This is a genomic window from Shewanella xiamenensis (genome assembly GCF_014647135.1).
GTDB lineage: Bacteria > Pseudomonadota > Gammaproteobacteria > Enterobacterales > Shewanellaceae > Shewanella > Shewanella xiamenensis.
The window spans coordinates 1-13,156 of sequence record NZ_BMOP01000044.1; the positions used below are offsets into that span (position 1 = coordinate 1).

The following is a 13,156-nucleotide window of genomic DNA, read 5'->3' on the forward strand; positions in this document are numbered from 1 at the left end:
AATGCACGGCAATTTAAGCTGGATGGTAAACGGGAAAGGGCATATCCACGAGTCCTTAAAATGAGCAAAAACAAGTTTCCGGTTAGACCAAAGAAAAATGCCGTTCACTCTTAAGTGAACGGCATTAACCCTAAGGTGCCTTCATAATCGATTAGTGGTTAATTCCCACCGAAGAGTGATAACGAATCACACCATTTAAGGGCGGCATGGTATTTTCACAACGCTGATTAAAGTTAACTGCTAGAGATTTAACCGATTTATCAGCATTATAGCTCAACTCAAGCACCTCAAAATCCCCGATACTTTGATTGCAGCCACGGCCATCACCCGTAAATGACAAACCTGCCGTCAAGGGGCCTTGAAACGGATAACGAGTAGCATTGATATATTTCTTCACTTGCAGGTTTTCGCCAGCGGGTGCAGCAATATCAAAGCTCCACCAAGTATTTCCGTCAATAGATAAGGTGATTGCATTTAAGCTGTTGTCGTAATTCGTTGGCGTGAACACTGCACTGCTCGAATCCATAATCACTGTTTTCCCACCACCAATGTAGTCACCTTGCGGACTGACATAGTGCATGAATGTATCACTGCCAGCATAATAGTGAATCGTTAAAGTTCGGAATACTTGGTATCCCTGTCCATTGGACACTTCTAACTTTATCGCGACATCAGATGTCACTTCATTTGGAACGGTAAAACCTGTCTTAGCACTAGTCGGATTTGAAAAAACAATGCCGACATTATTCACATCTACCCACTTAAATGTCAGTGCACTACCTTTATTCATAACGGTTTGTGAGGCATCGAGCTTTGGCGTGTCGTTGGCTTTATATAAATAGCTACTTGCAGCTACATCGATAATGATTGCATCGCTGGTTTTAAAACGTTCAGACCACATGGTATTCGCCACTGCACCAAATTTGCTTTCAAGCAAAACACCATTAAAGCGATATACCGTATTTGCCTTTAAATCTGTCTCTGGCGTGATGTTTAATATCGCACCATTCACGCTAATTTTGGCTGCAACTTTTCGGTATGGCCATGAATCCTCATCAAAAGAACTTTCGTAAACTTGGTCTTTGATAGGGCGTGACATGAGTAATCGAATCGTCCCGCCGGACACAGGAAATGCTTGTAAATCCTGGTCTTCAATCATGCCTACATAGTTAAAGTTGTCAGAGCGAAACTCAAATGATGAGTTAGATTTTCCACCTTCAAGATGCCACAAACTTCCCTCAACAATTTGACTCCAATAAACCATGTAAGCTTCTTTAGCAGTATTCACATTGAGCATTTTAGAGTCAGTAACGAAGTTACTCGTCATTTGAACTGAGTCCTGAGCTGATGTACTGGCGACAATCGAGCCTTCATGGGGAAATTCGTTAAAATGTCCTTTCAATGGTTTAGTAAACTCAAAACCAAAGCCATTATTAAATTGTGCGACCGAAATCTGGCCTTTACCACTAATCGCATAAGTTGCATCGGAAAAGTTTTCCACTCTCGTTAAAGAGAGATTAGTAAAACTTAACTCCGAATTACTATTTACAACTAATTTAACAGTGCTTTTGCTTTGAATGTTCAACTGTCTTTGCAGCGGTGAAATGTTATTTTCGAACAACATTTGACCAACCAAATTGAAGTTATCATCTCCATTAACCTGCAGATTAGAAATATCAATCGACCCCTTTACCTTAGTGCCCTGTTGATATTCAGATAGCGTTAATGAACCTTCGCCATTCACTGTGCTGTCGAGTGCTTGAATGTAACAATCACGATAGGACATATTAAGACTATCGCCGACAGAAATGCCTTTTGAGTCATCCTTATCAATCAACTCAATCGTCGCTAAACCGCCATTAGAGCACGACTTTTCAGCTCCATTAGCCTCGATATCAAAATTGCGTAAGATGTCATTAGCAAAAAAACCAACTTGCAAAACACTCTCCGCTAACGATAGCGAAGTGACAGCAACTTCCGTCGGGTAATCAGTAACTTTAAAAGTTGTTGTCTGAGGAGGATTGGTCGGTGATGTTGGCGTTGTAGAGTCGCCACTTCCCCCGCCACAAGCAGATAAGACTAGTGAACTGCCAAGTAATACACAGATTCCTTTTGCGGTCATATTCGTTCCCTAAACTAGCAAAAACAGATCATATTTTTAATTTGCCAGCTACTTTACCGAATTAATTAAAGTTAACAACAAGTATCTATAATTTAACAACAAGTTAATCGGCTGGCATAAGTTGATGCTAATTAAGTGATGCACATTTATGAGCGAGTGACCACATACTCACTTATCCATAAAACACTCATATATTTCATTTACGATATTAAGATATACGTTACTTCAGCTTATTAAAAAGCTGCTATCGTTTCTCACTATTTGGTGGTGGTTTTCACACCATCCGGATCTTGCTCTAAACTCGCCCAGTAGCCTGCCAGCATGGCGCCTGAGAGATTATGCCAAATTGAGAAAATCGCGCTGGGGACGGCGGAGACTGGGCTAAAAAACTTGATACACAGAGCGGTCGCGAGACCCGAGTTTTGCAGCCCCACCTCAATCGAAATGGTTTTACACACGGTGTGACTAAAGCCGAGCAAGCGGCAACAGGTATAACCCAAGGCGAGTCCTAAGCCATTATGTAGAAACACCGCGAGTAAAATCACAGGTCCCACCTGCGCAAATTGCCCCGCATTTAAGGCCACAATAATACTGATGGCCAGCACAATCGCCACGATAGAAATAATGGGCAATGCGGGGGCAAGTTTAGCCACCTGCGGTTTAAAGAAGTGATTCAACACCACACCCACAGTTACTGGGATAAGCACGATTTTAACGAGGCTGACTAGCATATCCACTAAAGGAATAGCGACCATCTCGCCGATTAATAGCTGGATAATCAACGGGGTGAGCACCACACCCACTAAGGTGGATAGCGCCGTCATAGTGATGGATAAGGCGACATCCCCCTTGGCCAAATAGCAGATCACGTTCGATGCCGTGCCGCCTGCCACGCTCCCCACCAGCACCATGCCTATGGTCAACTCCCGATTGAGCCCTAACAGTAAACTGATGACTAAGGCACTTAAGGGCATTAGGGTAAATTGCAAGATTAAGCCAGTGATAACGGCGCGTTTCTGCTTAAATGCATTGGTAAAATCCTGCAAATCTAAGGTCAATCCCATGGATAACATAATCACCACCAGCAACGGCACTATGCTGGTTTTTAATCCGCTAAACCATGCGGGCATCAAATACGCCGTACCCGCCCCGAGTAAGGCAAATAGCGGAAAAAAGCGGTTGATATTAACCAATGGGGATCCTCCGAGATTTCAGGCGATTTGAGGAAATTAAGCAATGTCCGCAGGGATAATGACAGCCTGACTCCCTCAGCACAAGCCAAAGCGTCCACAAGTAAGAAGCTCAACTTTTTATCATTTCAGCCTTTCGATTGAGCTCTTAAGTTAATCGCTCTAATTCAATAACAAAGAGCCAAAAACCTCAGTAAATATGCATCTATGTTTACTAAAACATGATCTGCTTAACAAAAAGCCCGTGATTTCCTTGTTAGGAAACCGTAACTTATAACCAGTTCACGTTTTATTTACTCCATACGAGGTAGTCTAATTGCGCTAGGTGGTCGTGAATTACCTAAAGCAATTTTGGTGTTTACGGTTAGCACTCTCAGATAGGAATCGTTATGTCTTCAGTTATTCAAACGCTCAGCGGCGCGATCGCAACGCCTTATCAAGCGAATATTACCGTCCCTAACTGGATGCTCAGCTCGATGGAACGAGTCATGCAGTATTATGTCGATAAGAATCTTCGCCTTGATACGCTCTCCGCCGACATCATGCCCGCTCCAGTCGAAGGCAAAAAGTACATGCTTTATGCCCATGTGCCCTTCTGCCATACCTTGTGTTCTTACTGCACCTTCCACCGTTTTATGTTTAAGGAAGACAAGGCGCGCGCTTACTTTATCTCCCTACGTAAAGAGATGGAGATGGTCAAAGCCTTAGGCTATGACTTTGAATCTATGTACATTGGCGGCGGTACCACCACGGTATTAGAAGACGAACTGGCTCGTACCATAGAACACGCCAAAACCTTATTCCCTAGTATTAAAGAAGTCTCCTGCGAGTCCGATCCGCAGCATTTAGACAGCCCTGGCTTTAAGCAACTCAAGGGCTTAGTGGATCGCATGTCCATCGGCGTACAAAGCTTTAACGATGACATTTTAAAAATGACCGACCGCCTCGAAAAATTCGGCACAGGTCAGCAAACCTTCGACAAGATCATGGCGGCTAAAGAGCTGTTCCCCATTATCAACGTCGACCTGATTTTTGGCTTCCGCGGCCAAACCGATGAAGTGATCCAGCACGACTTAGACATGGCCTCACGCCTCGACCCAAGACAGATCACCACCTATCCACTGATGATTACGCACCAAACGCGTAAGAGTGTTAAAGGTAAACTGGCCGCACCACAGGCGGATATGGCCAACCAATATCGCCAGATCTTAAACAGCTTAAATGGTCAATATAATCAGTTGTCTGCATGGGCCTTTGGTAAGGCGAATGACGAAGGCTTCGACGAATATGTAATCGACTACGATGAGTATTTAGGGGTGGGTTCAGGCTCATTTAGCTTTTTGAATGACACTTTATACGTTAACACCTTCTCGCTACGTAAATACCAAGAGCGGATCGCCGCTGGCAAGATGGGCGTCGAGCAACAGAAGAACTACAACAAAAAAGATGTGATGCAATATCGCTTTCTGCTGGGGATGTTCTCCGGTCGCCTATCGCGTAAATATTTCCGCGAAACCTTTGGCGTTAACTTAGACACAGCCCTGTTTAAGGAAATGACCTCGATGAAGCTGATTGGCGCCATCAAGAACGACCCCACCGATCCCGATAATCTGATCATCACAGATAACGGAAAGATGATGGGCCTGTTAATGATGAAAGAGTTCTACGCTGGCATGGATAACGTGCGCGCGCAATTGCGTAAACCGCTCAAACCCTGCGATATGTAAGCAAGAGTAAAACCACTAAAGGCCCTTTATGGGCCTTTTTGTTAAGGTGATTTCGCGCTACTCTTGCCTCGGTTTATTCGCATTCGTGACCAACCCAGTAATAAAGGAGTATTCGTTATGGGTTTTACTGATCAAGAAAAACAAGCACTACTCGCCGTTAAGGGCGTTGGCCCGACTGTCATTAAACGCTTTGAAGAAATCGGTATTAGCTCACTTGCGCAGTTGGCCGAACATGAGGTCGAGGATATCGCCAACCTCGTCGCTAGCATGTTACGCACCACTTGCTGGAAAAACAGCCCGCAAGCACGCAATGCTATTGCCGCAGCCATCGAACTTGCCCGCCATCAATAATCTTTTGATTTCCAATTCGTTGAGATATTTATGCCATCTTATTTACGCATCTTAGCTTGCACTCTAACCGCGTTGTTATTTAGCACATCGGTTTTTGCCAACGACAGCAGTTTTGGTGATGCCAATGGTTCAATCACCCTTAAATATCAGCCGCATATCAGTATGGACAAAGAGTCACTCTTTATCAGCGAGGCCGAAATCAGGGTCGATTATGTGTTTACCAACACCAGTTCGCAGGATCTTATCGTCCCTATCGCCTTCCCCATGCCGCCGATGTTTTTTGGCTCCGCCGATCACAGCAGCATCGATAACTTCACCCTTAAAGTGAATGGCAAACCCCAGCCAACTGAGCACAGGCTCGTCGCTCAACTTGCCGATAAAACCGATATTTCTGCAGAGCTTAAAAAACTCGGCTGGGGTGTAGAGGAAGTCGCCTATTTTGCCGAATATAGCAAAGTCCCCAAGGGCAAACCTGCGCTCCCCAGTCAATGGTTGGATGAGGACCAACAAATCGCCTTTACCCTAAGTGATTACTTTGTGTGGCAGCAAACCTTTCCCGCGGGCCAATCTGTCTCCATCAGCCACAGTTACACGCCGAGCCTCTCAACAGGCATCCCCGATACTGCCAATAGTATTATCGATACTTACACTGAACTTGCCTGTTTAGATGAAAGCGCCAAGCAAGGTATTCGGAAGCGTAATCTCGTCGTTAAACAAGACGGCGAAGATGTTGAATATGGCGTGGAATGGAGCCACCTTAGCTATATTTTGGTCACGGCCAATAACTGGCAAGGAGCGATTAAGGACTTTAAACTGACGCTGAAAAAATCCCAACCGACTGATCTCGTCAGTTTGTGTTTTGATGGTGAACTTAAAAAAACTGATCCACTCACCTTTGAGTTTCAGCAAAAACAATTCACGCCAACACAGGATCTCAGCATCCTATTTATCCGTAAACCGGATTTTGAATAATCGAAAAAGCCAGCTAAAAGCTGGCTTTTTGTATTAAGCGACTAATTTTAAGCGCGGTTAAAAACTATAGGTCATACCTAACCAGTAACGGCGACCATCTTCAATATAGCCGTACTCATCTTGAGTAATCTCTTTATCGAAGGCGTTATAGATACCTGCGCTGAACTTAATGCTGTCGTTAACGCGATAGTTCGCACCCAAATCTAACAGCGTATAGGACGGCGCAATCAAACTGCTTGAGGAAGGCCCAGTGGTTGGTTGGCTCTCTTCACCACGGTAGTTAACCCGCAGCCAAGTGCTTAACTTATCTATCGGCTCATAGTTAACCGACAATTGCACCAGATGTTTAGGTAGCTGGTTCAATGGACTCCCTTTGTAAGCGCCCGTTTTTTGCTCCGAATCGGTATAAGTGTAGTTACCCGTGAGCGCCAAGTTGCTGAGGATTTTATAGTCGATACTCAGCTCAACCCCTTGGGTGACTGCCTCATCGATATTCACATAGGTGGTTGGGTCGGAACCAAACTGATTCGGCCCATCAGTACATTGAGTCGCAGGGCAAGCGACACGGGTGATCTTGTCCTCAAACTCGTTATAGAACACACCAGCACTGGCCGTGATGGAATCGGTCAAATCCGTGTAAATGCCTAACTCATAGTTCACAGAGGTTTCGGGTTGCAAATCCGGATTACCATACATATTGCCGCCTCGGCTCACCTGCCCCCAATCTGGCACGGTTTGCCTTAGGCTCGGCGCCCGAAAGCCCGTCGACACACCGCCTTTTAAGGTAGTGTGCTCGGTCAGCCCCCAAACACCATAAATCCGTGGACTAAGGTGGTCACCAAAGTTTTCATCATCGTCTAAACGCAGGCCCAAGGTTAAGGCAAAATTATCGACAATACGCCATTCATCTTCTGAGAATACCGACCATTGACGGCGACTAATATCGGTTAAGTCACTGACCTGATTGCCAGTTTCATCGGTGAGATCTTGCTTATTGAAGGCCGCGCCGAACGTAGCGGTATGGCTTTCACCTAAGGTAGCGATCAGGCTGGTTTGAGCATCGGTATTTTTGATTTTCATCTTGCGGGACTTGTTATCGTACACTTCGTGCTTGATATAAGTATCCGAAGTGCCAAAGTCCCAACGCCCGGTATGCGATAGCGAAATGGTGCTGTTTTCATATTCGGTTGTCGACGATGCAGGGCAACCGCTGCGGCCACAACTTGCTCCCGGCGCCAATGGTGCAACGGTTTTCCCTAAGGTGCTATCCAACTCTTGGTTGGCTACGCCCACTTCTAACATAATGTCATGGTCTTGATTCGGCGTGAGGGCAAATCTAGCGGTGAGATTATCCGCATCACGGCCTCGGTAACCACCGTAGATATTATCTTCTTCACGCTGGGTATATTGGCCGTATAACTGCACGCCAAGCAAATCTTTAATCAAGCCACCGTTCACAAAAAAGTTGCCCTGATACACATTGCCCGAGGCTGACTTCTCCTGCAAGGTGCTATCGAGGCGCAATTCCCCCTGCCACTCATTGGGCACTTTACGGGTGATAATGTTGATCACCCCACCAATAGCGTCAGAGCCATAAAGCGATGACATGGGGCCACGGACAATTTCAATCCTATCAATTGCGGCGAGCGGCGGCGTCCAAGCGCCTTCAACACCAGGACCATCACTGTTGGTGCGGGTCTCGCGGGAAGATTGGCGTTTACCATCGACGAGGATCAACGTGTACTGGCTGCCCATGCCCCGTAGACTAATGTCCCGACGGTCGGCACCGCCAGTCACCACCACGCCGGGGACTTCTAACATGGCGTCGGTTAAGTCACGGTAAAAACGCGTATCAAGATCCTCTCGGGTGATGACGCTGATAGAAGCGGGCGCGTCACGTACTTGCTGCTCAAACCCTGACGCAGTAACGACAATTCTTTCCATCATCTTGTCTTGATCGGGTGCGGTATCCGCCAAAGCCTGAGTGGCTGGTAGCAATAATGCGGTTGATACTAGCTGTGCGAGGATCTTTTTACGACGTAACAACATAACCAACGAATCTCCCTTAACGGCTTTCTAAATGATAATAATTTTCAATACGGCAATGTATCCCTATGTTACAATCGGCTCAAGTTAGACTTTGAGTAATCACTTGTAAGAGTTGCTTAAGAATGAATAGAAATATGGTCAAGGGCATGATCGTGTTTGCCGCCATCGCGGAAAAAGGCTCGATGAGCGCTGCGGCAACACAGCTTAATCTGAGTTCATCGGCGGTGAGCCAACAAGTCGCAAAACTTGAAATGGATATGGGAATTAGTCTGTTTCACCGTAATACCCGCCACCTCACACTCACGGAGGCGGGAACGTTATTTTATGAAAACTGCATTAAAATCATAAAAATAGTAGAAAGCGCCGAACAACAGCTGCATGCATTAAAGGGCACGCCTTCGGGGGAGCTTAAAATCGCCGCGCCAGTCGGTTTTGGTGGTGGTTTACTCAGCCAGCCATTAGCACATTTATTGGAGGCTCACCCACAGATCAGTCTCAATCTGCAATTGCAGGACGGCCCAATTGATATAGTTAATGAAGGAATCGATCTGGCAATTTGCATCGGCCCGCTGTCGGATTCGAACCTTATCGCTCGCCCCTTGGCAGATTGGCGTATGTTACTGTGTGTGGCTCCGAGCTATATTCCCCAGCATCATAGCCTACAGCATCCTCACGAGTTACAAGGGTTCAACCGTATTAGCCACAGCTATGCTAAGCCCGAGTTTTTAACCCATTCACAGACTCAAGAGCGAGTCGAACTCTCAGCCCAGCGCATCAACGTCAATAATATGCAGACGCTGATCCAACTCACCCTCGATGGATTGGGCTATGCCGTATTGCCAGAACCCGAAGTGTATCAATACCTTGCATCTGGCCAACTGGTAACACTTTTACCCGAATGGTCGCTACGCACCTACAGCGTTTATAGCGTGACCTCGGCGCGGGATAAACAGCCCGCCAAGGTGAAAGAAGCCATCACTGCGCTCAGCCATTATTTTAGCCAGATGGATTTTAGCCCGAGCCCAGCATTACTGACTCAACCTAGCGCCAGCGAGCGCACGCCGAGATTAGCCATCCCCGCCTAAGTACTCGTAGGCATGCGTTTCATTTATCAGGTGAGTTAGAGTATGCTGTTTTATCCATTTGATTAAGCAGTAGTAACGTAATGCAAGATGTGGCCTTAGTGTTAGAGGGCGGCGGCCTGAGGGCAATTTATACCGCCGGCGTGTTAGATGCCTTTTTGCAGCAACAATTGCACTTCCCCTATGTGATTGGTGTATCGGCGGGGGCGATTTATCCCGCTTCTTATGTTTCACGGCAATTTGGCCGCAATTTAAAAATTCAGCAGCAATATCTGCGGGATAAGCGCTACATGGGGCTGCGCCACTGGTTAGCCACGGGCAATTATGTCAACACCGACTTTACCTATAAGCGCATGGCCTATGAGTTACTGCCTTTTGATTTTAAAACCTTTTTAACCAGTGGAACCGAGTTTAAGGTCGGGGCATTTAATTGCCAGACAGGACAAACCGATTACTTTGGCATGGCCGATTTTCAGGAGCACGACAAATTGCTCGACGTGCTGATCGCCTCCTCTAGCCTGCCTTTTATGGCCAATCCCTATCGGATAAACCAGCAAACCTACCTCGATGGCGGTATCGCCGCGCCCATTCCTGTAGCCAAGGCGCAGCAAGAGGGCTATAAGCGGCAGGTGGTGATCCTGACTCAGGACGCAAACTATCGAAAATCGCCGATGAAGTTCAATTGGTTAGCTCGCAAGCGTTATCAAGCATATCCAGCAGTGGCCGCTGCGCTCAAAGTACGCCACCAACGTTATAACCACTCCCTCGAGGAACTCACCCAGAGTGTTGCCAGCGGCCAGTCCTTTGTAGTCCGCCCTGCTGCACCACTTAATCTCTCACGACTTGACCGCAATATCGATAAAGTGACCGCCGTATATCATCAAGGACTGGCGGATGGTCAGGCGATTTTGCCCAAACTGCAAGCTTGGCTAAACACAGGGGCAGATATCAGTTAGTGAGCGAGGCGCTGACTTTGTTAATAATCAGCTCCCGCAACCATTTATGGCTGAGATCGTGTTCGAAATGCTTATGCCACATCAGCAGGTACGCACCGGGGATCAGTTTAATCGGCGAGGGTAAATACTTAAGATCAAACGACTTCATCACCGCTAAGGCATAACGGGAAGGAGCGCAGAGAATCAAATCGCTTTGCTCACACAGGGCAAGCGCACTCAGGAAGTCGGTCATATTGACCGCAATATCTCGTTTACGCCCTTGGATTTGCAGCACATCGTCTAACAACCAATATTCCAAGCCACCAAAGGCGACCTGTAATTGGCGATAGCTTAAAAAGGTATCGAGATTCCATTCCTGCGATAGTGCAGGATGGTCACTGCGCATCAGACACACTATGTAATCCTGAACCAATTCAACATAATGGATATCGTCCGGAATATGGTTTACATGCATGGGCGAACGTTCATCCCATTCGCGGCAGCCAATAGCCAAGTCGATATCGCAACGCAGCAATCTGTCCATGGTATCGAGCCGCCAGGTTTGGCAATTGATGCTCACACCGGGCGCCTGCGCCAATAGCGAAGGCATAAAATGTGGAAAGGTCAGCGAATAGGTAGTTTCGACCAGATGCATTCGAAATTGTCTTTGGCTTAAGGCGGGCTCAAAACTATCGGGCCGAGTAAATTGCGCTAATTGCTGTAAGCATTGGCGTAAGTCGGGCGCCAGCGACAGCGCCTTGGGCGTCGGCTTTAGCCCGTAAGCGGTACGCTCGAATAAGGGGTCATCAAACACTTCACGCAGGCGAGTCAATTGCTTACTCACTGCCGACTGACTTAAATGCAGCCGTGCCGCTGCGGCCGTGACACTCTGCTCCTCGAGGAGGATTTCTAGTACGGGCAGTAAGTTTAAGTCTAAGTGTTTTAGCATCTAACCCCTCGCTTTTAAGGGACTCCACCTCAATTTTTGCGGCAACTTCATCAGCAGCAGCGACAGTAAAATCACTAAAATCCCCGCCCACTGCCGCATATCTAAGGTTTCACCCACAATCAATACGCCTAATGATACGGCAACCACGGGATTGACTAAAGCCACCATCCCCATGATTTCTGGCCCTAAATTTCGCATTGACCACAGCCAAGCCCAATAAGCCACTGCGGTATTGGCGGTAGCCAACCAGATTAACGAGGGAACCACATCCATATTCGGTATCTGTGGCGGCCCCGCCATAAACCAAGCCAGCGGGATCAACATCAATCCCCCTAAGAGTAATTGCCAAGCGGTCAGCACTAAAAAGTCGCCCACATCCCAGCGCTGCATCCAGCGGGAAGAAAAGGCAATCAACGTTGTCGCGCTCAGCATACACAGGACACCAATCGGGTCGAGATCCGCCGAAGGATTAAGCAATAAAATCACTCCTGCGAGGCCCATCAAACCGAGCAGTAACCACTTCATCCCCGGACGTTTTTTATCGATCAGCCAAGCGAGGATCAAAAAGATTAATGGCAAAGTCGCCCCCAGCGTACCCGCGACGGCGCCGGGTAGCCGATAGGCGCCAATAAACAGCAGCGCAAAGAAAGCGCCAATATTACAAAACGCCAGCAAGCTTAATTTAGACCATGCCAGCGTCGGCAAACGTGGGCGCAGCATCAACAGCAATATGCCCGCAGGCAGCGCGCGCCAAACCGCCACCCAGTAGGGCGACATATCCTGTAAGTAAAGACTAACCAGTGCATAAGTGGTCCCCCAAAACACCGGGGCGAGTAACGCAATCACAAACGGCATAATGACTTCTTAAAAAGTATCTTGATATTGAGATATATTACTTTGAGAGAATAAAACAGGCAAGCGCTGAGATAAGGTTAATAGGGAGAAAAGAAAAGGGACTAGCGTTTATGCCGCTGTAGATATGCACACGCAGAGCTGTGCTTAAGCCTTGTTTGCCGTATAATCGGGCGTCATTTTTTATAGGCGGGCAAGCATGTTCCATATCGCACTCTATGAGCCAGAAATCGCACCCAACACGGGTAATATCATTCGCCTTTGCGCAAACAACGGCAGCCAACTGCATCTAATTGAGCCGCTAGGGTTTGATTTTGAAGAGAAAAAACTGCGCCGCGCGGGCCTAGACTATGCCGATTTAACCAATGTGACTCGCCATAAAAACTTCGATGCCTTCCTCGAAGCCATGGCAGGTAAGCGCATTATGGCCTGTACCACTAAGGGCAGCCGCCCTCACACTGAACTGAGTTTTGCCAAAGATGACGTGCTGTTATTTGGCCCTGAAACCCGTGGTCTACCTATGCCGATTATCGAGTCGATCCCAACCGAGCAGCGATTACGCATTCCGATGGCGGCCTCCAGTCGCAGCCTTAATCTCTCCAATGCCGTGGCGATTATCAGCTACGAAGCCTGGCGTCAGCTCGGGTTTGAAGGCGCAATTTAATACGCAGGAATACTGATTTGGATTAGGCTGGACTTAACCAGCCAATTTTCCAATCATTCAGCCATCCAAATCATTCAGCCATCCACGCCGAAAGATAGCTTTAACTTAATTCACACCAAAGCCATATAACCTTGCCGCTAAATAGCTGTTCCAAATAGTAGATCAAAGGAAGGGAACTCAGTCCTGTTTGAGCGATCTGATCTATCGCCAAACAAACCCACCACTCGCCGAGGACTGAGAATGGCGATCTTACCACCACTTTG

At 47.2% G+C, this 13,156-nt stretch carries 11 protein-coding genes; 6 read left to right on the forward strand and 5 right to left on the reverse strand.

Features of this window, described 5'->3' with window-relative positions:
• Positions 1–151: 151 nt before the first annotated feature.
• Entirely contained in the window at positions 152–2,122 is a 1,971-nt protein-coding gene (locus tag IEY09_RS19780) for a hypothetical protein (RefSeq protein ID WP_188872365.1), read from the reverse strand.
• 257 nt (positions 2,123–2,379) lie between these two features.
• The gene (locus IEY09_RS19785; RefSeq protein WP_188872367.1) at positions 2,380–3,315 is read right to left on the reverse strand and encodes a bile acid:sodium symporter family protein; all 936 of its coding nucleotides are present in this window, start codon (positions 3,313–3,315) and stop codon (positions 2,380–2,382) included.
• 386 nt (positions 3,316–3,701) lie between these two features.
• Here IEY09_RS19785 and IEY09_RS19790 point away from each other — a divergent pair, with 386 nt between their 5' ends.
• The 3 genes from IEY09_RS19790 (at position 3,702) to IEY09_RS19800 (ending at position 6,362) form a co-directional block, all read left to right on the forward strand.
• Positions 3,702–5,039, forward strand: a complete 1,338-nt coding sequence (locus IEY09_RS19790) for a coproporphyrinogen III oxidase family protein (RefSeq protein ID WP_037423493.1) — start codon at positions 3,702–3,704, stop codon at positions 5,037–5,039.
• 117 nt (positions 5,040–5,156) lie between these two features.
• Positions 5,157–5,390 carry a hypothetical protein gene (locus IEY09_RS19795; RefSeq protein WP_037423496.1) on the forward strand — a complete coding sequence of 78 codons (234 nt, stop codon included), beginning with the start codon at positions 5,157–5,159 and terminating at the stop codon, positions 5,388–5,390.
• A 30-nt stretch (positions 5,391–5,420) separates the two neighbouring features.
• Positions 5,421–6,362 carry a DUF4424 domain-containing protein gene (locus IEY09_RS19800; protein ID WP_188872369.1) on the forward strand — a complete coding sequence of 314 codons (942 nt, stop codon included), beginning with the start codon at positions 5,421–5,423 and terminating at the stop codon, positions 6,360–6,362.
• Positions 6,363–6,419: 57 nt separating this feature from the next.
• Here IEY09_RS19800 and IEY09_RS19805 read toward each other — a convergent pair whose 3' ends face one another.
• Entirely contained in the window at positions 6,420–8,411 is a 1,992-nt protein-coding gene (locus IEY09_RS19805) for a ligand-gated channel protein (RefSeq protein ID WP_188872371.1), read from the reverse strand.
• 122 nt (positions 8,412–8,533) lie between these two features.
• Between IEY09_RS19805 and IEY09_RS19810 the strand changes: the two genes are divergently transcribed.
• Entirely contained in the window at positions 8,534–9,496 is a 963-nt protein-coding gene (locus IEY09_RS19810; protein WP_188872373.1) for a LysR family transcriptional regulator, read from the forward strand.
• Positions 9,497–9,576: 80 nt separating this feature from the next.
• Positions 9,577–10,449: a patatin-like phospholipase family protein gene (locus IEY09_RS19815; protein ID WP_188872375.1), complete on the forward strand. Its 873-nt coding sequence runs from the start codon at positions 9,577–9,579 to the stop codon at positions 10,447–10,449.
• On the opposite strand, the gene IEY09_RS19820 is transcribed toward IEY09_RS19815, so the two are convergent.
• Both IEY09_RS19820 and IEY09_RS19825 read right to left on the reverse strand, forming a co-directional pair.
• Positions 10,442–11,377, reverse strand: a complete 936-nt coding sequence (locus IEY09_RS19820; RefSeq protein WP_188872377.1) for a LysR family transcriptional regulator — start codon at positions 11,375–11,377, stop codon at positions 10,442–10,444. The two genes, IEY09_RS19815 and IEY09_RS19820, sit on opposite strands and share 8 nt — an antisense overlap.
• Entirely contained in the window at positions 11,378–12,232 is an 855-nt protein-coding gene (locus tag IEY09_RS19825; protein WP_037423508.1) for a DMT family transporter, read from the reverse strand.
• Positions 12,233–12,428: 196 nt separating this feature from the next.
• On the opposite strand from IEY09_RS19825, the gene trmL reads away from it, so the two are divergent.
• The gene (gene trmL / locus IEY09_RS19830) at positions 12,429–12,893 is read left to right on the forward strand and encodes a tRNA (uridine(34)/cytosine(34)/5-carboxymethylaminomethyluridine(34)-2'-O)-methyltransferase TrmL (protein ID WP_047533277.1); all 465 of its coding nucleotides are present in this window, start codon (positions 12,429–12,431) and stop codon (positions 12,891–12,893) included.
• The last annotated feature ends 263 nt before the right edge of the window (positions 12,894–13,156 follow it).

What these genes read in the sequence shown, in the direction of transcription:
- IEY09_RS19780 (WP_188872365.1), bottom strand. Translation starts at nt 2,122, where the DNA reads ATGACCGCAAAAGGAATCTGTGTATTACTTGGCAGTTCACTAGTCTTA.
- IEY09_RS19790 (WP_037423493.1), top strand. Translation starts at nt 3,702, where the DNA reads ATGTCTTCAGTTATTCAAACGCTCAGCGGCGCGATCGCAACGCCTTAT.
- IEY09_RS19795 (WP_037423496.1), top strand. Translation starts at nt 5,157, where the DNA reads ATGGGTTTTACTGATCAAGAAAAACAAGCACTACTCGCCGTTAAGGGC.
- IEY09_RS19800 (WP_188872369.1), top strand. Translation starts at nt 5,421, where the DNA reads ATGCCATCTTATTTACGCATCTTAGCTTGCACTCTAACCGCGTTGTTA.
- IEY09_RS19805 (WP_188872371.1), bottom strand. Translation starts at nt 8,411, where the DNA reads ATGTTGTTACGTCGTAAAAAGATCCTCGCACAGCTAGTATCAACCGCA.
- IEY09_RS19810 (WP_188872373.1), top strand. Translation starts at nt 8,534, where the DNA reads ATGAATAGAAATATGGTCAAGGGCATGATCGTGTTTGCCGCCATCGCG.
- IEY09_RS19815 (WP_188872375.1), top strand. Translation starts at nt 9,577, where the DNA reads ATGCAAGATGTGGCCTTAGTGTTAGAGGGCGGCGGCCTGAGGGCAATT.
- IEY09_RS19820 (WP_188872377.1), bottom strand. Translation starts at nt 11,377, where the DNA reads ATGCTAAAACACTTAGACTTAAACTTACTGCCCGTACTAGAAATCCTC.
- IEY09_RS19825 (WP_037423508.1), bottom strand. Translation starts at nt 12,232, where the DNA reads ATGCCGTTTGTGATTGCGTTACTCGCCCCGGTGTTTTGGGGGACCACT.
- trmL (WP_047533277.1), top strand. Translation starts at nt 12,429, where the DNA reads ATGTTCCATATCGCACTCTATGAGCCAGAAATCGCACCCAACACGGGT.